Genomic DNA, 22465 nt, shown 5'->3' on the forward strand with positions numbered 1-22465 from the left:
GAAATTCTTGTAAACGAAGTTACTTCCACGCATGCCCATGGTTTATAATAAACGCGATTTCTTCCTTGTAATGTGTGACATGCCCCTCCTCGATCATTTTTTGAAACGCCTTGTCACCTTCTGACGCTTTTCTCGTAATGGTCTGACAGAGACCTTCTAATCGATCCACCACAACCTCTACCCAATCGTCTTCAAACGTTTCGCCATACGCTTCGAAGAACATGGAGACCCGCCTCTTGATCTCAGAACCTTCCTTAACCATGAACCTGCTCAAAGGTACGCACGTGTAAAGGGTATAAGCGATATCCCAGATTCTTGGACCTGGTGCCGCCATATCGAAATCGATGATTCCAACTGGTTCTTTATCGTGAAAAATAATGTTATAGATGGCAAAATCATTGTGACAGATCACTTCATGATGTGGAGGTGTATGATCTAACGGTGGCCAGTCGGGATCATAGGCGTAGTCACTCACAGCATCATGATACGTGCGAAGCATCCTCGCGATCTCGACGAGTGCATCTTCTGAAAGCATGTACTCTTTTAGAGGGTAGTTTCCCGCCTCTCCCTTAATAAAAGTCAGCACTTCTCTCCCTTGCTCATCGATACATAGGAACCTCGGTGAATGAAGATATCCCTTACGTTCGAGGTGATCGAGCAGTGCATGAATTCTGTAGCTGCCTTCCTTCAATTCTCGTCTCACCGTTTGACCTGATCGATAGACGTTCGACACGTTTCCACCTTCTAAAACTTCTTCTTGGTCTCGCATAAGCTCTCTCCTTTCTACTACTGCGAAACAAACAATCCAGTAGATTTCGTAATCGGTATCGCACCGCCATTCGCTTCCTTTTGTTTTTGTAAATACTCTAGAAAACCAGCCACTTCTTCCTCACCGAATCGGTGTACATTCGTTGAGTGCAAATAGTCGATGATGGCGTGCTCATCGGTGATGCTGAGATCACCCGGAAAATCGATGAGATCGACGTTATCAAAGAAACATCTCAATTGATCCGATCCATTTTCTAATCCAAACTCCTTTGCGTGTACGGTGGCGGATGGATAATCCAGTTGAGGAGAGAACCCTTTTAAAAGGTCTCCAAATCCCCTCATGTGCTCTTCTCCAATTGTAGAAGAAAAAAACGTACCACCATCCTTCAACACTCTCCGCACTTCAGATAACGCTTTGTTCCGATCAGGTACGTGGTAAAGCATATGATTCGCAATGACGACATCAAAAAGGTTCTCTTCATAAGGAATGTTTTCGATCTTCATTTGCTCCACAGAAATGTTTGCCAGCCTGCTCACGTTCGTTTTTGCTGCCTCCACCATACCTCTTGAAAAGTCAGACAGTGTGATGCTCCATCGCTCTGATACCCGCTCGCGATTTTTCACCCAGAATGTTGCATCTCCACATCCGATTTCTAGAATGCGCAATCTTTCATCAGGAAGGTTGTATCGGTCGAAGAGCCATCGATGCCAATCTTCTTTGTTTGTGCTGAATCGCTCGTGAATACTGATGCGTGTACGTAAGTTCGTCGATTTCTTATACTGCTCCTCTATGTTGTTCACGCCTGTCCCTCCAATTGATTAACTAATCTATTCAGAAACTCGTGATGCTCATCGATACGTAACGCAACTCTCGTATAAGACTTTTGGATCCCGAAGAGGTGCGTGGCCTTACAAGGATTTTTTAGTTCTAAAATTAGTTCTGGCTTTACTTCTTCAAAATCTTTTGCGATGAATGCGATGGTTGTCTTCTTGTCGATCACGCTATCCAAAGAAGCACGATCAACCGTAATTGACTCAATTTCATCCAACGAAACGATCATTCGTTTCGTTAAACCAAGAGATAAGTAAAGTCTTTCACCTTCTAATCTTGCTGGGTTTAAGCGAATCGCCTGGATTTCTCCAACGAGGAAGGCGATGGAATACACATTTAAGATGAGTAACACGAGAGAAATGCTCGCTGACTGCTCATGTAACCAATAGTGAAGTCCGATCGTTTCGATCGCGATCGCGTGGATCGTCATGATGTGAATCATGATAAGACTTGATTTTTTATGTAACGTAAAGTTCGTTTCATCCGCACTCTTTTTCCATGAGAAAAACGCATAATAGAACATGAGGATTTCTGAGACGAGGATGCGGATAACGGAATGATCACGAACGTTTTGTTCCATAGCAACTGGAAAAGAAAATAAAAAGGTTTCTTTACTTTGTTTCACTCCTCTAACAATAGAAGGAACATAGCGGATCAGCGCGATAAGCAACCCGATTTCAAGCGCGAAAGCAAGGACTCCTAACACCATATCGATTTGAGACATGTTAAAAACTGAAGAAAGGTATTCTAGAGGAATAACCCACCTGACGAGAAGGAGTCCACCTGCCATCGTGAGGAGCAGCCGCTTCACAGAAAACATTCCTACGATCGCTAGTATGAAAATAGGCGTGACGATGGCTAGGTCAACGATCGAAGCCATCACGAGCAGCTGGGCCTCTCGAGGAACGGGCTGCGAAACTGGTAACCTGTAGACAAGGAAATTTGCTGCGAGCACAAAAACAAGAAGCATCGATAATACGTAATGTTTTGTATCAAAACGCCATGCCACCATGACTCCACCTCATTTTTCCATATTTAGCTATCTACTCTATGTTATTCTCCTCGAAAGTCCGACAATCCTCTAGCCTTTCTCTATCTAAATTCCTCTCTTCCTTCTATAAAAAGTGACTCCCTGTTAAGTTTCGAGATAATTCGACATGATAAGATAAAGATAAAAACTTGTAACGGAGGAATCGTAGAAGAATGGTCTATCCTTTACTCGCCGACTCAATTATCCAATATGCGAAAGCAATTGCTTTACCACTATCCGAAATCACTATTTTTTACAAACAAACGAACGTGTTCACAAAACAATTCGACACAAATGGCGGTGCGACTACCAAGATTGAGAATGACCGCTATACGATCGTGATCAAAGCAGAACAAGAATCCTCTGACCTCACCGAATTCGTCAAAAAGCAAAGCGAGCTCATGTCCACGACGGTAGGAGTTGAACAAAAAGGCAAGGATCTCCTCCTAAACCTTTCAAGAACGCTCGCGCTCTATCAACGGCTCGATGAAATCCTGAGAAGAATCATGGACATGGCGATGGAAGTTCTCCCACTATCCGATTCATGCAGTCTATACATATATGATGCCAAGGAAGATACCCTGATTCCACGGGTGACGCGAGGTTTTAAATGGAAGCATCTGCAGCATATCCGTTTTAAGCCGGGCGAATCGTTAACAGGGTTCACGTTTCAATCGAAGCGTCCGCAGATCTTCCATCACACTGATGAGGTGTACCAAGGGATGGAGTCGATGTCGAAGGAAAACTGGAAGCACTTCGAGGAGTCGACGCCGATCGAAGGCGGCGAACGAATGAAAGCACAAAGCGCGATGTGTTGTCCTCTTATGATTCAAAACGACTGTATCGGTGTCGTGAGCATCAATTCGTTCCGCCAGACAGGACATTTCACAGATGAAGACCTCGATCTCTTAAAAGCGATTTGTAACCAGGCAGCGTTCGCTGTTCATCGAGGGTACCTCTTCACTGAACTAGAAAACCAAGCCGATAAATTGATGAAGCTGAATCATGACATCCAGCTAAAAAACCAGACGCTCGAACAGACGCAGCACAATCATAATGAATTGATGAAGATCGCGATCGACCAGCAGGGAATGGATCCGATCATCGCTTTCCTAAGCGAACGGTTGAATGCCTCGGTATTTATGTACGATGAGTTCAGACAGCTCGTGTCGTCGTATGAAAAAGACGGTGTTCTGTTCGAAGCTGCGATCCCACCATTTCTAGATACGTTGACGCCTGACTTGTTGAAGCCGGTTCATCTAGATACCTACGACGTCGTCGTCATTCCGATTATCACAAGAAGGGAACCTAGAGGTTTCCTCGCAATCTCAAACAAGGAGCTTCCTCTCGACCATCTTGAAAAAATGCTTATCGAAGAAGCGCAGAACATCATTTCCATCGAGCTTTTAAAACAAGAAGCGGTTTACGAAACGAAACAGCGAATTCAGGGAGAGTTTCTAGAGGATATTCAAGGAAAAGTGGACATCAGCGTATTGATCGATCAGGCAAAGCTTCTCGGTTTAAGTGATCGAGAAAACTACCTGTTCTTCGGACTTCATATCGATCAACAGCAGAACGAATGGAGCGTCAAAGAAACGAAGAGTCTTCACCACATCGTTGAGAAGTTTATCGCACACTACTACAACAGCAACATCATCTTCAAACGAAACAACGGCCTCCGAGGCATCATCGGATTTCCACCTGATACAACTGAAGAGTCTGTACGAAGTCAGATGGATACGTTCATCGATCAGCTAGACCTGTATATCCGTAGACATTTCGAGAAAAGAACGTTTTCCTATGCGTTAGGAAGATTAACCTCCCTAGAAGAAATCAGGACGTCCTATAAAGATGTGTGGTACTGCATCGAGATTTTTAACCGGCATAAACGCCCCAATCAGCGGATGACGTATCGAGAAGTCGGCGTTGCGAAGATGATGATGAACAGTTCGGAAGAAGAGCTCTACCAATTTGTCATCGATCAAGTGAAGCCGCTGATGGATTACACGAAGCAGAATAAGCGCGAGCTACTCGATACACTCGAACACTACTTATTCAATCATCAGCATTTAAAAGAAGTTGCGGATGCATTACACCTTCATAGCAATACGCTCAACTATCGACTAAGACGAATCAGCGATATTCTATCCGTCGATATCCGAGATGCCGAGGTCATCTTCCACCTCCGTATGGCGTGGAACATTATGAATTTATTAGGAACAAAAGAAGAGTGGCTCTTCTGTTCTTAACACCTATTTGTTTAAAATTCAGTAAAATTATTATTTTTTTGTTGAAACACACAATAAAAAGAAAGCGCATGTCCGATACAATGGTTTTAAATATTCAAAAAACATTATAAAAATAAGGAGTGCGTGAGATGAAACGATTACTTGTTTTACTATTAACTCTAACTGTTTTCCTCGGTGCATGTGGAAGCGGCAGCGATTCTGCTTCTAATTCAGGAGACGGAAGTTTTGAAGAAAGAACGTGGAAAGTTGGCTTTAACACAGTTGAAGGCTCTGTCCGCGATGTCGCTGCTAAGAAGTTTAAAGAAGTTGTAGAAGAAGAAACAGACGGCGCAGTCACAGTTGAAATCTACCCTAACGAAGAGCTCGGCAGCGCGCAAGAAATGATCGAATCGGTACAAGTCGGTGCACTAGACATGCAGATCGCTGGTGCCAACATGATGGCGAACACGATTCCTGAATACGCGACGCTATCGCTTCCTTTCTTAGTTAAAAACTTCGATGAAGCACATGCAGTACTTGAAAGTGAAACTGGCGATAAATTGAAAGAACTCGGTTCTGAGCAAGGATTGAAAGTATTGTCTGATGTTGAACTTGGCTTTGCTCAAATCACGAACAACGATCACCCGATCAATACTCCAGAAGATCTAGAAGGCTTAAAGATGCGTTCACCGAACGACGTAACGTTGATCGAAACATTCAAGACACTAGGAAGCTCTGTTTCAACGATGCCGTTTACTGAAGTTTACCTTGCCCTATCCCAAGGAGTAGTCGATGGTCAGTTCAACCCTCTCGATGCGATTTATGAAACCAAGTTCCATGAAGTACAAGATCACCTTGCGATCCTGAACTTCACTTACTACTATTCATACTTCATCATGAACCAGGGCACGTTTGACGGCCTTGAGCCCGAGCTTCAAGAAATCGTACAAAAAGCATCGAATGCAGCACGTGATGCATCTTATGAGTTCACAGCAAGCAAAGATAAAGAAATGTTAGATAAAATGCAAGATTCTTTCGTGGAAATCACTGAACCTGACGTAGAACCATTCCAAAAAGCAGTAGAGCCTGTTTACGGAAAAATGGAAGAAAGAATGTCACCTGAAATCATGAACGAGGTTCAAACATTCCTAGAAGAATACCGCTCTGAACAATAACACATCATTCAGCGAGCAGGTCTTCTGCTCGCTGAATTTTCATTATAGGAGAAAGTTGGTGAACGAAATGCTAGAAAAAATCACATCGAGGTTTGTGAAGGTTACTGAAATCATCGCAAGTATCCTTATGGTTCTGCTTACCCTCGTCGTGTTTGCAGAAGTCCTATCAAGATATGTTTTCGACTATCCTATTTCATCTTCTACTGAGTTGACGCAAATCTTCTTCCCTTGGATGATCTTCCTCGGAACGATCGCCGTTACGAAGAATGAAGATCATTTGAAAATTACCGTTTTACAAGAGAAATTCGGCCGAGGCGTTCAGTGGGTGCTACAGATATTCGCAAAAGTCATCATGCTCCTGTTCTCGGTTTATATGGTTTATGCAAGTTACTTACTAGCAGATGCTGTTCGCATGCAGCCTCTACCGATGCTGCAGATTTCAAAGTCGTGGCTATACATCTCTGTAACCGTATCGTTTGCTTTAGTTGCAATCCTTTTAATTCTTCAAATCAGTTTACTTATTCGAAATAAAAGTACGTGGATGGAAGGAGGAGAAACCCAATGATCGCCATAATGATTATCAGCTTTTTCGTTATGCTCTTACTCGGAGTCCCAATTGCGTTCTCCATGGGTATGTCGGCCGTTCTTTTCTTTATCGTCGACGGTATTCCGATGGAACTAGCAGCTCAGCGTTTCTTTTCAAACACGCAATCATTCGCATTCCTAGCGATTCCATTCTTTATTTTTGCCGGAAACTTAATGATCCATGGTAATATCGCTCAACGAATCATCAAAGTCGCAGATTCGATGGTTCGCCAACTGCCAGGTGGTCTTGGCTGCGTATCCGTCATCACGAGTATGGGAATGGCAGGCGTTTCTGGTTCTTCTGTCGCAGACGCCGCTTCAACAGGTAGTGTGTTGATTCCTTCTATGAAAAAGAAAGGATACTCTTCTTCCTTCTCAGCTGCGATCAACGCATCGAGCTCTGTAGTTGGAATCATCATCCCACCGAGTAGCACGATGATCATCATCGCATGGCTAGCAAACCTTTCTGTTGCAGAAATGTTCCTAGCAGGTGTGATCCCAGGAATTTTAATCGGGTTAACGTATCTCATCACGACAGTCATCATTTCCGTTAAACGTGGTTATCCGCGTGAATCGATGCCTTCTTTTAAGGAGTTTTTCGTAAGTCTTTTCAAAGCTTTCTGGGCACTCGTCCTTCCTATCTTCTTGATCGGAGCCATCGTATTCGGAATCGCAACCGTTACAGAAGCAGCTGCCCTAGCGGCGATCTACGCGTTCCTTATCGGGAAATTCGTCTATCGCTCGCTATCGTTCAAAGGGGTTTATGAATCATTAAAAGAAACCGTGTACGGTACAACGGTCGTGATGCTCATGATCTGTACGTCGATGATCTTCACTTATGCGCTGATCTCAGAAGGCATTCCAAACTTGATTTCAAACTGGATTTTAGGTCTTGGCCTTTCTGATGGACTCGTGATCTTACTGTTGATCGTCATCATGCTTGGTGCTGGAATGGTGATGGAACTTGTTCCAAACTTGTTTATCTTTATTCCGGTATTTTTCCCGATCGCAACTGGTGTCGGAATGGACCCTACCCACTTCTCAATCGTGATGCTTTGTTCATTCGCATTGGGACTATTCACACCACCAGTAGGCTCTACCCTATTCATCTCGTGCCACATCGCTCGAGTTAAAATTGAAAATACAATTAAAGATATATTTCCATTCTTCATCACTGGAATCATCGCAATCCTACTGATCGCATACATTCCAAGTTTGACGCTATGGATTCCAAGTCTATTTGATTAAAGAAAGGACGCTGTTCATGTACGGAAAAATGATCGAACAACTAGAAACAGAATACCCACAAATGGTCGAATGGCGCCGTTACTTCCATGAAAATCCAGAGCTTTCGTTTCAAGAAGTCGAAACACCTAAGAAAATTGCAGGTTTTTTACGAGACATCGGGATCGAAGAAATCGAAGAAGGCGTAGGTGGACGAGGAATCGTCGCGAAGATTCACGGAGGTCTTCCCGGTAAAACGATCGCACTTCGAGCAGATTTCGATGCTCTCCCCATTCAGGATGCTAAAGACGTACCGTATAAATCAAAAGTGGATGGTGTTTCGCATGCCTGCGGACACGACGCTCATACGTCGACGCTGCTTCATACAGCAAAAGTTCTTCACGATAATCGCGAACACCTTAACGGAACGATCGTTCTGATCCATCAGTTCGCTGAAGAACAAACACCAGGCGGTGCAAAGCCTATGATCGAAGCAGGATGCCTCGAAGGTGTCGATGAAGTGTACGGAACTCACTTATGGTCGATGTTCCCAGTAGGATCTGTTTTCACGAAAAGCGGTCCATTGATGGCATCGTCCGATCGATTCACGATTGAAATCGACGGAAAAGGCGGGCATGGTGCTCTTCCTCACGAAACGATCGATCCGATCGTCTGTGGATCTGCCGTTGTTCAAAATCTCCAGCAGGTTGTTAGTCGAAACGTCAATCCACTAGAGTCAGCAGTGGTTTCACTAGGCGCATTTGAGTCAGGTGGCCCCTTCAACGTCATTCCGTCTCACGCGAGTATTTTAGGAACGGTTCGTACGTTTTCACGAGACGTTCAGGTTTCCGTGAAAAAGCGGATGGCTGAAATCGTAGAACATACAGGAAAAGCATACGGCGCTACGTGTTCTCTCAACTATGAAGAAGGCTATCCAGCCCTATTCAACCATGAGAAAGAAACGACGTATGTAAAGCGCGCTGCTGAAGACTTATTTGGAGCTGAACACTCACTGGAGATGGATCCTATGATGGGTGGAGAAGATTTCGCTTATTATTTGTTAGATAAACCAGGTGCGTTCTTCTTTACAGGAGCAGGTCATAAAGACGCTTATCCCCACCACCATCCGAACTTCGATATTGAAGAAAAAGCGATGCTACAAGCGAGTAAGATGTTCATCAAATTGATCGAAGTTAGTCATGAGGAGGGTGTTTCAGATGGATAACCGAGTCAGACGATGGAAGGAGGAATATAAGCCTCTGCCTCGTCACACCCACTTACCTATGAATCATTTCATCACCTATTTCGATGCCGTCAATAGTATTGGAGCAACGGAAGCCGGCGGCAATAGCCGCTTCCCCTATACTTCTGAATACAGAGAAGCGATCGAATGGGTTAAGAAATGGATGAGGGAAATCGGAATGTCCGTTCAGGAGGACGCGATGGGCAATGTTTATGGAAAAATTAAAGGCATCCATACACATAAAAGCCTCATGCTAGGCTCTCACATCGATACCGTTCCGAACGGTGGCATGTTCGATGGCCTGTTGGGCGTGCTATCCGCTTTAACAGCAGTTGAATCGTTCATCGAACGAAACGGAATGCCAAAGTGGTCGATCGAAGTCGCTGTTTTTGCCGACGAAGAAGGATCACGCTTCAACCATGGCTTGTTAGGAAGCCGTGCGATGATCGGTGAAATCGACGAAGAAGCGCTCCACACATACCGTGATGATGAAGGTACGACGCTCAGTGAAGCGATGACAGCGGACGGTTTGAATCCTGATGGATTAAAAAGCGCAGAACGAGACATGGACGAATTTATCGGCTACCTCGAGCTCCACATCGAACAAGGTCTTGTGTTAGAAACAAACAAGCAACAGATCGGTGTTGTAGAAGGAATCGCGGGTCCTGCCAGAGAAACGTTTACGTTTATCGGAAGCGCAGATCACGCTGGAAATACTCCGATGAACATGAGGCAAGATGCCCTGATCGGCGCAAGTGAACTCATCACGTCGATCGAACAGCTTCCTGCCAAATACAGCGACACCGCCGTTGCAACAGTTGGAAAGATCACCAACTCTCCAAATGGAACGAACGTCATCGCAGGAAAAACAACGGTAACGGTTGATATTCGAGACATCGACCGAGACGCAAGAGAAAACCTGATCGATGCGATTAAAGAGCGTGCATCTTCTATCGCAAAAACAAGAGGACTCCGACTTGAAACGTCAAACAGCATCCGCGTTGAGCCTGTTCATATGAACGATGAGATGACGAATATGATTGAAGAATCAACGAACGAATTAAACTTAACGTATCGTAGAATGCCAAGCGGCGCTGGACATGATGCCATGCTTGTCGGCAAAAAAATTCCTACAGGTATGATTTTTGTTCCGAGTAAGAACGGGAAAAGTCATACCCCTGAAGAATGGACATCGTTAACAGAATGCTTAGACGGCATTCTTGTGATGGAACGAACGATTGGGAAGATTTTATCAGGTTATAAAGAAAGCTAAAGCTCCACAACCATGCGAGCCCATCACTATTGTGGTGGGCTCGCATTTATTTATGATCATCGCTATTCGCTTATCGATCGTATGCATAACAAAAGGTCGATTCAAGTATTGAATCGACCTAACAATATTCCGTAATTAACGATTTCCGTTCTTAACCCACTCCGCTACAGATGCTGTACGTTTTGCTTGATGCTTCACAGCGGGTTCGACGTTTTCCTGCATCTTCCCGTCTTGACCAACTGTAACGCTCGTACCATAAGGATTCCCTCCAGCAGCGAAGATCGAGTCGTCTGTATATCCTGGACTCGCTACGATCGCTCCCCAGTGGAACATGGTCGTGTAGAGCGATAGAATAGTTTGCTCCTGACCACCGTGTGCATTGCTCGCTGAAGACATCGCACTTACAACCTTATTCGCAAGCTTACCATTAAACCACAGTCCGCCCGTTGTATCGAGGAACTGCTTCACTTGACCAGGCAAGTTACCAAAACGAGTCGGAATACTAAAGATATACGCATCTGCCCACTCCAAATCATCAAGCGTCACTTCAGGCACATCCTTCGTTTCTTCCAAATGCGCTTTCCACGCATCGTTCGATTCGATCGCTTCCTTTGGAGCTAGTTCCGGCACTTTAAGTACCTTTACTTCAGCACCGGTATCTTTCAAGCCCTCCTCTGCCCACTTAGCCATCTTATAATTTGTACCTGTAGAACTGTAATAAATAATTGCGACTTTAACGTTTTCCATTTTATTTTGCTCCTTTTCAGGTGATTTCCCAAAGATTTTTTCTAAAAAGCCCATTCTTGCACCTTACCTTCCCAATGTGAACTGCTACTATTATTTACTCGAAAACTTTTTTTATCAGACGAACGCTACTTTTAAATACATCCGATTTCCAGAAGGATCTTCTGTTCTTACAATCGCACCTTCTTCAACAACCTCTGCTCCGACCTTTCTTAAGTTAAAAGCAGTTTCTTGAAGCTTTTCGTTACTTGGATAAATCAATTCGAACGATTGCAACCCAACACTTGTTTCTGAAGGCTTTGAGCCGCCAAGGCTATTCCACGTATTGAGACCGATATGATGATGGTAGCTTTCTGTTGATAGAAAAAGCGCTTGATTTCCAAACCGATTGACAACTTCAAACCCTAGACCTTCAGTGTAAAATGTTTCAACTTCTCTTAATTCACTAACTTGCAGGTGGATATGCCCCATTACAGTGTCCTTTGGCAGCTCATTCCACGCTTCCCCTCTTCCTTCTTCTAATACCGCCTTCGTATCGAGCGGATCTACGGACATCTTTACCTGTTCACCTTGCCACGTCCAAGTAGAAGAAGGTTTATCGTAGTAAATCTCAATACCATTTCCATCAGGATCATTTAAATAGATCGCTTCACTCACGAGATGATCTGAAGAACCGATCGGGACCCTCTTTTCTGCAAGATGATTGAGAACCCTTCCTAAATCAGCTCGTTTCGGCAATAAGAGTGCAAAGTGAAACAAACCTGTCGTATGCATTTGCTTAGGCTGTGCTTCTTCAGGTTGGTACAACGTAAGTAATGGTGTTACACCATCCGCCGTAAGCTCTACCGCCCTTGAACGATGATTCAAAACTTGAAAACCGATCATTTCTTTATAAAATTGGAGTGATCGGTCAATGTCCATGACGTTCAATGTGACCCCTCCAACATACGTGCTCGGTGCTTTATGAAACATCTGATCGCACTCCTTTATTCGAGAACAGCATGTGATCTAGTGAAAGATCGACCGGTTTTCTCGTAACGAAATAAAATGATAGGACAAGTAATAAAAGATCTAATTCATAGCCCGCCGTTTCACCGCCTAAAAATCCAGCACTTAACTTCACTGTAAAAATTGCTCCGATCATGATGATTGCGAATAACCCTGCAACTATTCTTGTTCCGAGTCCGAGTATGATTGCAATTCCACCTATTAATTCGATGAGTGCTACGACATACGCTGTAAACCCCGGTAAACCGACCGATTGGAAAAATCCAACGGTATTCTCAATTCCTCCTTGAAACTTTGCGAACCCGTGAATCATAAATGTTGTGCCTAAGACGATCCTTAGTAAGAGCACGCCAATTTTTTCTAAGACCATTCTCTGCAACTCCCCTTTAATTATTTTTATTAATTAAGTTACTTTATGTAACTAACTATAAACAAGTAACTTTATTACGTCAAGTAAATAATTTATTATTAATTATTATGTGTGGTATACTATTATTGGAAAGGAGGAGTTTAAAGTGAATCAATCAGAGATATGTCCGAGGTTTGAAAAAGCCATTACGATTCTTAGTCAACGATGGACAGGACTGATCATCTATCAACTACTGTCCGGTCCCCAGCGAAACTGCACGATTAAAGAATCGATCGGAATAAGCGGCAGACTCCTTTCAGAACGGTTGAAAGACCTTGAAGAAGAAGGCATCGTTAAACGCCACGTCTATCCAGAAACCCCTGTTAGAATCGAGTATGCGCTATCTGATAAAGGGTATGCTCTTGAACCCTTAATGAAAAATATTGAAGACTGGTCTCAGAACTGGTTAGAAAAAGAATAAAAAAAGCATGGATTCCGCATCCATGCTTTTTTACTTTCAATTTTTTAAAACTCATCCTGTTAACAGGTCCTCATTCGGATAGCGAATGCGAGATCGATCAGGCTGAGCAAGTGAGAACGCAAGGGTAAGCGGTCCAATTTTTCCTAGAAACATGAGAAAAATAATTACGATCCTCCCGACTTGCGAAAGATCACCCGTTAAGCCCATCGATAAACCGACCGTGCCAAACGCAGAAACTGCTTCAAAGATAATCGCATTCACATCTGCGTTTTCTGTTTGAACCAAAATGAAGATGGACAGATAAACCAAGAGGATACTCATGATCGAGATGGTTAAGGATTTCAGAACAACTTCCTTCCGAATGGTGCGACCATACAACACAGGATCGCTTTTTCTCTTAAGGAACGTGAATGCGGCAAGAATGATCACAACCGCTGTCGTTAGTTTAATCCCTCCGCCAGTAGAAGTACTCCCCGCTCCTACAAACATTAAAACAAACATAAGAAAAGCGGTCCCTGTTCCTATCGCACCAATATCCACCGAGTTAAACCCCGCCGTTCTTGTCGTTACGCCTTGAAAATACGAGCTCCACAGCTTTTCTGACATCGTTAAGTCTCCGAGTGTATTCGGGTTATGAAATTCAAGGAAAAGAAAGCCAAACATCGCAACTACATTGATAACGAGCGTCCCTATGAGCATGATCTTCGAGTGAAGCGCGAGCGAACGCAGCCGCTTTGTTCTAACAAGGTCGTCTAATACCGTAAATCCGATCCCTCCCACAATAAAAAGGGCAGAGATAACAATGTTTACGACAGGATCTCCAACATAGCCCATCAAGCTATCAGACCAGATGGAGAACCCCGCATTGTTGAAAGCTGAGATCGAATGAAAGAAGCTCGCGTAAAGGCCATCTTTCACTCCTAATTCTGGTACCCATCTGAATGCGAGAATGATCATGCCGATCGCCTCGACCGTTAAAGAAAAAAGGAAGATTGTCTTTACTAATCGAATGACGCCTCCAGGTGAATTCTGGTTTGTGGCTTGCTGCACAAGAAGCCTCTGCTTCATCCCAATCTTTTTTCCTAACATCATGAACGTGATGACCGCAAACGTCATGATTCCAAGTCCACCGAGTTGAATGAGGGAGGCGATAACAAGTTCTCCAAACAGCGTGAATGCCTGACCGGTGTCTACCACAACGAGTCCCGTCACCGTCATCGCAGAAGTTGAGGTAAACAAAGCATCGATCCAGCCTATTTCTTCCGTTGTTGCGAAAGGAAGCTTCAATAACGCTGCTCCAATTAAAATAAAACAGCCAAACACAAGAATGAGCATCTGTGGAGGTTCTAGCCGTTTAAACCGTTTTGACCGAATCGTCATTTTATTACACTCCAATTTTTTTAAAAAATCGAACACAAAAAGACCACAGGTAACTAAACCTGTGGCCGATTGCTAGATCACAAGTTTCACCGTCCTCTCCCATAACGCTTACGGACTTAGCTGTCGGATTCGGGCCATAGAAGTAGCCCTACCTGTTAATCAGGATTCACCCCTAGCAGTAAATGTACTGCATCAATCATTGGGTCGTCCGCTCCGATTGGATTAAGCGATTTCGAATGAGAAACTTTTAAACTGATATCTTAATGAGACATAGTCTACTCCTCGGTGTCACGTTTGTAAACAATTAAAAAACCCCGTATCGATTCAAATTTTGCAATATACGACAAAAACTTCGCAATCATATTGCTTTTTGATTAGCTAGGACCTCCTTACTCCTGTTTTCACAGCTTCTCTCGTTCCCCTCAGAGGTTAGTACTACTAAGCTAGTCATCTTCAATCCTTTACAGTAGACTAGTAACAAGACTTGATCATGAGGAGTGATGAAATGAATGAATTCATGATCCAATTAGACCGCGATCGGTCCATCCCACTCTACTTACAACTATACGATGAAGTTAAAAAACAAATCCTAAAAGGTACGTTGCCTAAAGATAGTAAGATGCCTTCCGTTCGACTCCTTTCATCGAACTTAGCGATCAGTAGAAATACTGTGGAGACAGCTTATGAGCGGCTACTTTCAGAAGGGTACATTTATAGCAAGGCGAGAAGCGGTTATTTTATTCAAGATCTCGCTACAGATGTGATGAGAGAAATCGCAAAAGAAAATCCAACACGTAACAGCGAGATTGAAAACCATCCGTCATCCATTACATACGACTTTAGAGGCAATCGAGTCGATACGACGAATTTCCCCCTATCCACTTGGAGGAAGATTACGAACCAAAGCATGAAAGATCAAGTCGATGAACTGTTTCACTTTGGTCATCCTCAGGGAGAAATCGGCTTACGAAAGGAAATTGCGCATTACTTGCAGCAAGCTCGTGGTGTCACATGTTCTGAAGAACAAATCATCATCGGTCCTCATTCGCAGTACCTTCTCAACCTGTTATGCCAGATGATCGGCTTGAATGGGCAAACCATCGCTTTTGAAAATCCCGGCTATTACGCTGCAAGGGAAGTGTTTCGTCTCCTTGGCTACAAAATTGACTCCATTCCTGTCGATAAGAACGGGATCGACCTTAATCACCTACATAAAAGTTCAGCAGTGATGGCATATGTGACCCCTTCCCATCAAATTCCGTTAGGGTACATCATGCCCGTCCAACAAAGGCTAAAATTGATCGAATGGGCCGTAGAGGGAAATCGTTACATCATCGAAGACGATTTAAACAGCGAGTTTCGGTATAGTGGCGACCCTATCCCAGCTCTACAGCATCTTGATCATCATGGAAGAATCATCTATATGGGAACATTCTTCAAATCGCTCTTGCCAAGTATCCGACTCAACTATATGGTTCTGCCGCCTGGTCTTTTAGAAATCTATCAAAAAGAGCTGATCATCTATCAACAAACCACCTCAAGGGTGTTGCAGAAGACCGTTGAGATATTCATGAAAGAAGGCTACTGGATCCGTCACTTACGCAGGATGAGGAAAATTTACAAAAAGAAATTTGAGTGGACAAAGAAATGCATCCAGCGTTATATGGGAGATCATGTCACGATTCTCGGAGATCACGCGGGACATCATGTTGTGATCAAACTAAACGAACCTGACAAGGATATCGATTATCACTCCCTCGCTTCTGATAGCGGAATCGCTCTAGACTCTGTTGAACTGTTCCTTGATAAAACTCATCCCGCCAATTTTCACCACATCTATATGCTTTGCTTCACCGCGTTGAGTGAGGAACAGATCGAAGAAGGAATTGAATCACTTCGAAACGTCTGGTTCCACAACTAATCTGCCCCCTATAAAATTTCTAAATCTGCCCCTTTTAAGAGGGACAGATTTTCTTTATGATAATAAAAATTCAGAAAATTAAAACGGAAGGGGACAACACGATGGCGCTACCTAATCCTTCGCCTGAGAAGGGAAACGTAAGTACAAAAAAGAAAACAGTAACTCAAAAGTTTTTAGATCTGATCGAACGAGGAGGCAATAAGTTTCCAGATGTTCTCACGCTTTTTGCCATCATTACAGCCATCATCCTCATTTCGTCTTGGATCGCTTCGACATTAGGAGTCAGTGCGATCAATCCTGCAACGAATGAACGGCTCGATGCTGTTAATCTCCTGAACGGAGATGGCATTCGGAGAATCATGACAGAAATGGTTAATAACTTCGTCTCCTTCCCACCACTCGGTTTAGTGCTCGTCGTCATGCTAGGTGTCGGTCTAGCAGAATCAACAGGACTCGTATCGAGCTTCATGAGAAGAATCGTCTTTGCCGCACCTCAGAAATTGATACTACCTACGATCGTCTTGATCGCGATTCTTGGAAACGCTGCTGCAGACGCTGCAGTAATCGTACTTCCTCCGATCGCAGCCTTGATTTACTACACTCTCGGTAAGAACCCTATCGTAGGACTCGTCGCTGCATACGCGGCAGTTGCTGGAGGGTTCAGTGCTAACTTGATTATCACCTCCCTCGATGTTCTCTTAGCAGGGTTTACTGAATCAAGTGCTCAGATCATCGATCCATCTTATAAAGCGAATCCAGCGATGAACTTCTACTTCGTCTTTGCATCCACGTTCGTTTTATTACCGATTACGGTTTGGATTACAAACAAAGTTGTTGAACCAAGATTAGGAGCACTACCAGTTTCAACCGTCATGGATGACCAGAAAACAGAACTTTCTCGTGCAGAGAAAAAAGGCCTGCGTTTTGCAACGATCACTGTTGCTGTCTTCTCCATACTCATCGCCCTAACGATCATCCCTGAGAACGGGATCTTAAGGAACCAGGAGACTGGTGCCATCATGGACTCTCCTTTCATGAGTTCACTCGTTGCCATCATGTTCTTATTCTTCTTCCTTCCGGCGTTAGCGTATGGAATCGGAGCGAAGACGATCAAGTCAGATAAAGATGTCGCTAGTCACCTTACAAAAGCGATGTCTGGAATGGGATACTACATCGTCCTTACGTTCATCGCCGCGCAAATGATCACATACTTTGCATGGAGTAACCTTGGAGCCATCCTCTCGATCAAAGGCGCTGAGTGGTTACAAAATATTGGACTAGTCGGGTTACCACTTCTGATTGGCTTTATCTTACTTTCAGCATTAATCAATCTACTCGTCGCAAGTTCATCCGCAAAATGGGCAATCCTCGGGCCTGTATTTGTTCCGATGCTCATGATCTTAGGATTCAGCCCAGAATTTACACAGCTCGCTTACCGCATTGGAGACTCGATCACGAACATGATCACGCCGATGCTTGCATACTTTGCGATCATTTTAACCTTTGCGAAAAAATACGATCCGAAGATGGGTGTTGGAACGTTAATTTCAGCGTTACTGCCTTACTCGCTAGCATTCATGGTCTTCTGGATCCTACTTTTCACCGTGTGGTATCTTCTAGGGCTACCAATTGGCCCAGATGCTTATATAAGACTTAACTAATTGAAAAGGAGTTTTGCATGATGAAAATTAAAGCTGTACTCGAAAACCTTTACGACGAAATGGTGGAAGTAAGGCGTCACCTTCATATGAACCCTGAACTATCCTTTGAAGAAGTTGAAACCCCGAAGTTCATTGCAGAATACCACCGGAATCTTGGACATGAAGTCCGAGAACAGGTTGGTGGACGAGGAGTTGTCGCGATTCTTAATGGCGCAAAGCCCGGCAAAACGGTTGGGTTGAGAGCTGACTTCGACGCCCTTCCGATTCAAGAACAAAACGATGTGGATTATAAATCAAAAGTGGACGGAGTCATGCACGCCTGTGGCCACGATGGTCATACCGCAACCCTTTTAGGAGTAGCGAAAGCATTGAATAGCATCAAGGACGAATTAGAAGGTCGCGTCGTATTTATCCACCAGCATGCGGAAGAAATGCAGCCGGGTGGGGCGATCGCTATGATCGAGGATGGCTGTTTGGAGGGTGTCGACGTAATCTATGGTACGCACCTATGGGCTACTGAAAAACTAGGAGAAATTCTATACAAAGAAGGTCCGTTAACGGCTGCAGCAGACCGCTTCGAATTGGTCATCCAAGGAAAAGGAGGTCACGGCGCTCAACCGCACTTAACAAAGGATTCCATCGTAATCGCTTCACAGGTAGTCGTAAATCTTCAACAGATCGTCTCAAGACGCGTAGATCCACTCGATCAAGCTGTCGTGTCAATCGGCTCATTCGATGCAACGAATGCCTTCAATGTTATTGCAGATAAAGTCGTTCTGAAAGGAACGGTACGCACGTTCAAAAAGGAAGTACAGCAAATGATTAAGGAAGAATTGGAGCGCATTATTAAAGGAACATGTCTTGCAGCGGATGCTGGTTATACGCTCAATTATGTCGACGGATACCCTGCTACTATAAATCATGCGAAAGAAACGCATCAGTTGGCAAACGTCGCGACTCAAGTCGAAGAAGCGACTACGATCAGAGAATATAAAGAGCAGATGGGCGGAGAAGATTTCTCCTATTACTTAGAGCACGTCCCTGGCACGTTCTTCTTTACTGGAGCGATGGTGGAAGACGAAGCGAACGCCTATCCCCATCACCACCCGAAGTTTAACTTTGATGAGAGAGCGATGGTGATCGCGGCGAAAACACTTGCACTTGTGACGCTGGATTTTCTTGAAGGCAATAAAACTTCCACTCGTGAGGAAATCGCACAAGGGAACAGCTAATGGTTGACCTAGCGCAGTATGTAAGACCTAGCTAAACGAAAAGAGCTCGGGATCACTTGTCCCAAGCTCTTTCCTTATTTTATGTATACCTCAAAACAACGGTTTCGCTGATAAAATCGACGTTTAGCCGATAAATCAATACCTTTCGCTGATATAACTAAAAACTCGCTAATATACTTTCCAAATTCGCCGATAAATGCCAAATTATCGCTGAATATATATTAAATTCCAACTCACTCAGCTTCCATTACACTGATTGGTAAACACTAAATCTTATAGAATACCATAATACATTACACTTTTTCGGTAATCACCAAATTGTTTAAATAGTTTTTTTATTTAGACTTTTATTAAAAAATAAACATTATCATTTAGCGTTGAATTCAAATAATTACCGTGGTATTTTACTGTCTATGGAGGCTTTGCTCCTCTCCTTTTACTCACTGTAGGGGGATGAAAGGAGCCGATAGGCTAATGAGAACACATGCTTTCTAACAGATATAATATTGTTCTATATCAAATAAGAGTAGCAATCGACAACTCAAACCATCAAAATTCTGACAAGCTCAACATACGAAGATTATCAGTAATAACTGGCTTCTCTGAGGAAACAATTATAGAAGCTTTGGAGTTTGGCGGTCCTCACAACAAGCACGATCGGCAGATTTAGATCACCACTACTTTAAAGTTATGGGTATAAGGGGAGGGGAACCTCCTACATTTAATTATGTATATTATTTGAAAATAGATTCTCTGAACCTGTTCATCACTTCGGTTAGGCTATAAAAACAAAAAAATGTCCTAACCTCAACGTTAAGATAGGATAGGATGAACAGTTGTTATTAAATTATTTAAAGAGAACTCTCCTCTTCTTCCATCATGACATTAAGAAGAGGCTATCTTTGATTGTAATTGATTTGAAGATTGGTTTGCAGTATGTTTTCCAAATTCAAGAGATTCAAGGATGGATTCTTCTGAGAAACCGGTAACAGCAGATAACTTTTCAATCTTTATTTTTCCCGTTGATTCTCGCTGCAAACTTTCAATTGCAATTCTAGTTTGATATAAGATTATGCTATATTTACTAAATAGCATCAATCAATATGCTCCTTTCTTTCCATTCTATGTTTGGAGAAGAGGAGCAATTCTCTTATTCTTCACCCTACCACGTTCTTCCCTGATTTAATACGTATTTGCTAGAATATGTAGGAAAAATGGTAGAATAATCGCACTAAGCACATTTTACTAAACTAATATTATCCATAAATTCAAAATCGAACTATTTTATACAGGTAATTACCTATGAGCTGTTCTAGCATGTATACATTAAGGTTGAAGTGGCGTTATGATAAATATTCCAAAGATGATTATGATTCCAAGCAATAGTAATGATAGAAATAAGCCAATTGCAGCCAGAAGGTTTTTTTCATTTCTTTTAAATAGTGTAATCCCTATAAGAATAAATGCAATGAGAGTACCAATAGGTGTTAGATAGATTGTTACCATTGAACCTTTAGGTATGATGTACACTAGAAGGATTACGATTACTGGAAGCCCTAAGGAAAGATAACTAAGCCACGTATATTGTTTGTTACCTACTCCACGCCCCCGATACCAAGCAAGAATTACAAGTAACGTTCCAATTATGAAAAGAACAAGAAATAGTTGATTCAAAGGATCCCCCCTTTTCCCTGTTTCTAACTACGAAGAACTAATCTGAGTGAATGAACGGTTCCTGCGCTATTGAGTTAATTTAATTTCTTTTATATAAAAGGATAAATACTCCTACACTACCTAATAAAATGATAGATAACCCTATGCTTATGAATGTGTCACTAAACAAAAACGAACATAACACTGTCCAAATGACCGCGCCTACTGCAAAAGAGACTCTTGGATAATACATTCTTATTTCTACTAAATAAAATATCATTAGAAAAATTGCCATGGTTATCCCTATGTAACCCCATAACTCGATGCTTTTTATGTCATAGATTAAAAAAGATAGAAAAAGTGGAAACACCGAGATAACGATTAACTTGCTCATTTTATCTTTTGTCATGTCTTTCCCCCTAAAACAATGGTTTATCTTTTACCTGCTTGATGGATCCAGCCCAAGGAAGTAACTTCTAATCTCTTCAGGTAACTCTTCAACTGCAAGCACTTTTAATTGTTCTGTACCTGGGGAAGTCATGACTAAAAATGTTCTGTTTTCATATTCCAATAGAGTAACTTGACTAACTCGGTTCATAGTTGGGCCTAGTTCTTGTAATGAAACAAAATCCTCTTCTTTGAAGTTGGCTTCATACCCTTCTAAAACAAGACTTTGTACTGCCTCATAATCCTCTGAGAATGAAATGGTCTCGTACAACTCCACTGAGTTTTTAGGAGACATAAAAACAAAATAATAGAAGAATACACCTGCTAACAACAAGTACAACAGATAGAAATGCAAATCTCTCAGTGAAAATGGTTTATCTTTTCTTTTAAGAAATACCCCCATTTACATTCCCCTTCCCTGTAAAATATGCTTTCTATCACTACTATTTCATAATACTTAAATGATACGCTCTTACACTCCCTGACTAAGAGTTCCAACAATGTGATATGCAATTGGGAAAATGAATAATACGAGATTGAATATGATCCCAATTCGAGACAGAAGGTCTTTATTCATTCGATAACCCATAACCCCAAGTGCAGCTCCTATTGGACATAAGATAAATGGCAGTACGATGGGCAACCCTTGAATCTTTAACGGAATACCATTAAATAAAAAGTTTAGAATCAACACTGACAATACGGTTGGAACGAGGATCGATAGGACACTTAAGATTTTCTTCATCAGAAACCTCCCTTGAGTAACAAACAGTTGTTGCTTTACCTAGCATTCTATAAATAAGGTTTCAAGGTTGTTGAAAACCAAACATAGCTATTATGCACCCGCTGCACCTTTCTCCATGAAAATTCCAGCCTAATAGACTACCGTTTTAGAGCGTTAGCTTTTTTAAAATCATACACGCCGAACATCCCACAAACGAAAACACCGATGATCAAGGTTCCTGTAAGAATCCAATTTGATCCCCAGCTGCTGATCATACTAATGAAACAAGAGAGCGCAACCGCTAATGCTCCATATTTTTCTCTCCATCTCGATAATTTAGAAGAATGACTGGCCATTCTTTCACCTCCAACTTAGAACAACCCTTCACTACCAATTATTTCAAATAAAACACTGAGAATCTATCATAATATTTTTTTCGATAAAACTTCGCGACATTCAATTAAAAAACCACCAACATCACAATGTTGGTGGCATATTCAAAAATCA

22 protein-coding genes and 1 riboswitch are annotated in these 22465 nt (G+C 42.7%); of the genes, 10 read left to right on the top strand and 12 right to left on the bottom strand.

The features are described from left to right. Nucleotides 1–19: 19 nt before the first annotated feature. From ACXAEY_RS14730 to ACXAEY_RS14740, 3 genes are read right to left on the bottom strand one after another with little or no spacing between them, the layout of a single operon-like run. The gene (locus ACXAEY_RS14730) at nucleotides 20–769 is read right to left on the bottom strand and encodes a phosphotransferase enzyme family protein (RefSeq protein WP_474812869.1); all 750 of its coding nucleotides are present in this window, start codon (nucleotides 767–769) and stop codon (nucleotides 20–22) included. A gap of 17 nt (nucleotides 770–786) precedes the next feature. Beyond that, the gene (locus tag ACXAEY_RS14735) at nucleotides 787–1569 is read right to left on the bottom strand and encodes a class I SAM-dependent methyltransferase (RefSeq protein ID WP_474812870.1); all 783 of its coding nucleotides are present in this window, start codon (nucleotides 1567–1569) and stop codon (nucleotides 787–789) included. Further along, nucleotides 1566–2609, bottom strand: a complete 1044-nt coding sequence (locus ACXAEY_RS14740; protein WP_474812873.1) for a beta-carotene 15,15'-monooxygenase — start codon at nucleotides 2607–2609, stop codon at nucleotides 1566–1568. The genes ACXAEY_RS14735 and ACXAEY_RS14740 overlap by 4 nt, the downstream gene beginning before the upstream one ends. A gap of 194 nt (nucleotides 2610–2803) precedes the next feature. Here ACXAEY_RS14740 and ACXAEY_RS14745 point away from each other — a divergent pair, with 194 nt between their 5' ends. The 6 genes from ACXAEY_RS14745 (at nucleotide 2804) to ACXAEY_RS14770 (ending at nucleotide 10358) form a co-directional block, all read left to right on the top strand. Then, nucleotides 2804–4879 (top strand): helix-turn-helix domain-containing protein, encoded by a 2076-nt coding sequence (locus ACXAEY_RS14745; RefSeq protein WP_474812875.1) that lies wholly within the window; start codon nucleotides 2804–2806, stop codon nucleotides 4877–4879. A 128-nt stretch (nucleotides 4880–5007) separates the two neighbouring features. Next, nucleotides 5008–6033 (top strand): TRAP transporter substrate-binding protein, encoded by a 1026-nt coding sequence (locus tag ACXAEY_RS14750; RefSeq protein ID WP_270181280.1) that lies wholly within the window; start codon nucleotides 5008–5010, stop codon nucleotides 6031–6033. 67 nt (nucleotides 6034–6100) lie between these two features. Then, the gene (locus ACXAEY_RS14755; protein WP_270182024.1) at nucleotides 6101–6598 is read left to right on the top strand and encodes a TRAP transporter small permease; all 498 of its coding nucleotides are present in this window, start codon (nucleotides 6101–6103) and stop codon (nucleotides 6596–6598) included. After that, nucleotides 6595–7866, top strand: a complete 1272-nt coding sequence (locus tag ACXAEY_RS14760; RefSeq protein WP_270181279.1) for a TRAP transporter large permease — start codon at nucleotides 6595–6597, stop codon at nucleotides 7864–7866. Before ACXAEY_RS14755 ends, ACXAEY_RS14760 begins: the two co-directional genes overlap by 4 nt. Before the next feature lie 16 nt (nucleotides 7867–7882). Then, nucleotides 7883–9067 (top strand): amidohydrolase, encoded by a 1185-nt coding sequence (locus ACXAEY_RS14765; RefSeq protein ID WP_474812877.1) that lies wholly within the window; start codon nucleotides 7883–7885, stop codon nucleotides 9065–9067. Then, nucleotides 9060–10358, top strand: a complete 1299-nt coding sequence (locus ACXAEY_RS14770; RefSeq protein ID WP_474812879.1) for an allantoate amidohydrolase — start codon at nucleotides 9060–9062, stop codon at nucleotides 10356–10358. Before ACXAEY_RS14765 ends, ACXAEY_RS14770 begins: the two co-directional genes overlap by 8 nt. A 135-nt stretch (nucleotides 10359–10493) precedes the next feature. Here ACXAEY_RS14770 and wrbA read toward each other — a convergent pair whose 3' ends face one another. From wrbA to ACXAEY_RS14785, 3 genes are read right to left on the bottom strand one after another with little or no spacing between them, the layout of a single operon-like run. Further along, on the bottom strand, nucleotides 10494–11159 hold the full coding sequence (gene wrbA / locus ACXAEY_RS14775; protein ID WP_474812880.1) for an NAD(P)H:quinone oxidoreductase: 666 nt from the start codon (nucleotides 11157–11159) through the stop codon (nucleotides 10494–10496). Nucleotides 11160–11219: 60 nt separating this feature from the next. Further along, nucleotides 11220–12074: a VOC family protein gene (locus tag ACXAEY_RS14780; RefSeq protein WP_474812882.1), complete on the bottom strand. Its 855-nt coding sequence runs from the start codon at nucleotides 12072–12074 to the stop codon at nucleotides 11220–11222. Next, the gene (locus tag ACXAEY_RS14785; protein WP_474812884.1) at nucleotides 12064–12480 is read right to left on the bottom strand and encodes a DoxX family protein; all 417 of its coding nucleotides are present in this window, start codon (nucleotides 12478–12480) and stop codon (nucleotides 12064–12066) included. The genes ACXAEY_RS14780 and ACXAEY_RS14785 overlap by 11 nt, the downstream gene beginning before the upstream one ends. 145 nt (nucleotides 12481–12625) lie before the next feature. Here ACXAEY_RS14785 and ACXAEY_RS14790 point away from each other — a divergent pair, with 145 nt between their 5' ends. Then, nucleotides 12626–12940 (top strand): winged helix-turn-helix transcriptional regulator, encoded by a 315-nt coding sequence (locus tag ACXAEY_RS14790; protein WP_474812886.1) that lies wholly within the window; start codon nucleotides 12626–12628, stop codon nucleotides 12938–12940. A gap of 51 nt (nucleotides 12941–12991) precedes the next feature. Here the strand turns inward: ACXAEY_RS14790 and ACXAEY_RS14795 are convergent, their stop codons facing one another. Then, nucleotides 12992–14320 carry a TrkH family potassium uptake protein gene (locus ACXAEY_RS14795; protein WP_474812887.1) on the bottom strand — a complete coding sequence of 443 codons (1329 nt, stop codon included), beginning with the start codon at nucleotides 14318–14320 and terminating at the stop codon, nucleotides 12992–12994. Nucleotides 14321–14409: 89 nt separating this feature from the next. Further along, a riboswitch (cyclic di-AMP (ydaO/yuaA leader) is annotated at nucleotides 14410–14559 on the bottom strand. Between the two features lie 266 nt (nucleotides 14560–14825). Here ACXAEY_RS14795 and pdxR point away from each other — a divergent pair. The 3 genes from pdxR (at nucleotide 14826) to ACXAEY_RS14810 (ending at nucleotide 19134) form a co-directional block, all read left to right on the top strand. After that, nucleotides 14826–16241 (top strand): MocR-like pyridoxine biosynthesis transcription factor PdxR, encoded by a 1416-nt coding sequence (gene pdxR / locus ACXAEY_RS14800; RefSeq protein WP_270181271.1) that lies wholly within the window; start codon nucleotides 14826–14828, stop codon nucleotides 16239–16241. 101 nt (nucleotides 16242–16342) lie between these two features. Then, nucleotides 16343–17902: an AbgT family transporter gene (locus tag ACXAEY_RS14805; protein WP_474812889.1), complete on the top strand. Its 1560-nt coding sequence runs from the start codon at nucleotides 16343–16345 to the stop codon at nucleotides 17900–17902. Nucleotides 17903–17919: 17 nt separating this feature from the next. Then, nucleotides 17920–19134 (top strand): M20 metallopeptidase family protein, encoded by a 1215-nt coding sequence (locus ACXAEY_RS14810; RefSeq protein ID WP_474812891.1) that lies wholly within the window; start codon nucleotides 17920–17922, stop codon nucleotides 19132–19134. Between the two features lie 885 nt (nucleotides 19135–20019). Here the strand turns inward: ACXAEY_RS14810 and ACXAEY_RS14815 are convergent. From ACXAEY_RS14815 to ACXAEY_RS14835, 5 genes are all read right to left on the bottom strand, one after another. Further along, entirely contained in the window at nucleotides 20020–20232 is a 213-nt protein-coding gene (locus ACXAEY_RS14815; RefSeq protein WP_474812893.1) for a hypothetical protein, read from the bottom strand. 228 nt (nucleotides 20233–20460) lie between these two features. Continuing rightward, nucleotides 20461–20808: a hypothetical protein gene (locus ACXAEY_RS14820; RefSeq protein WP_474812895.1), complete on the bottom strand. Its 348-nt coding sequence runs from the start codon at nucleotides 20806–20808 to the stop codon at nucleotides 20461–20463. A 418-nt stretch (nucleotides 20809–21226) separates the two neighbouring features. Then, nucleotides 21227–21637 carry a hypothetical protein gene (locus ACXAEY_RS14825; RefSeq protein WP_474812897.1) on the bottom strand — a complete coding sequence of 137 codons (411 nt, stop codon included), beginning with the start codon at nucleotides 21635–21637 and terminating at the stop codon, nucleotides 21227–21229. A gap of 69 nt (nucleotides 21638–21706) precedes the next feature. Continuing rightward, complete coding sequence (locus ACXAEY_RS14830; protein WP_474812899.1) at nucleotides 21707–21979, bottom strand: hypothetical protein; 273 nt, start codon at nucleotides 21977–21979, stop codon at nucleotides 21707–21709. Nucleotides 21980–22116: 137 nt separating this feature from the next. Next, nucleotides 22117–22314: a hypothetical protein gene (locus ACXAEY_RS14835; protein WP_474812901.1), complete on the bottom strand. Its 198-nt coding sequence runs from the start codon at nucleotides 22312–22314 to the stop codon at nucleotides 22117–22119. Nucleotides 22315–22465: the final 151 nt, after the last annotated feature.

This window comes from Anaerobacillus sp. ABA4_114, assembly GCF_056159065.1.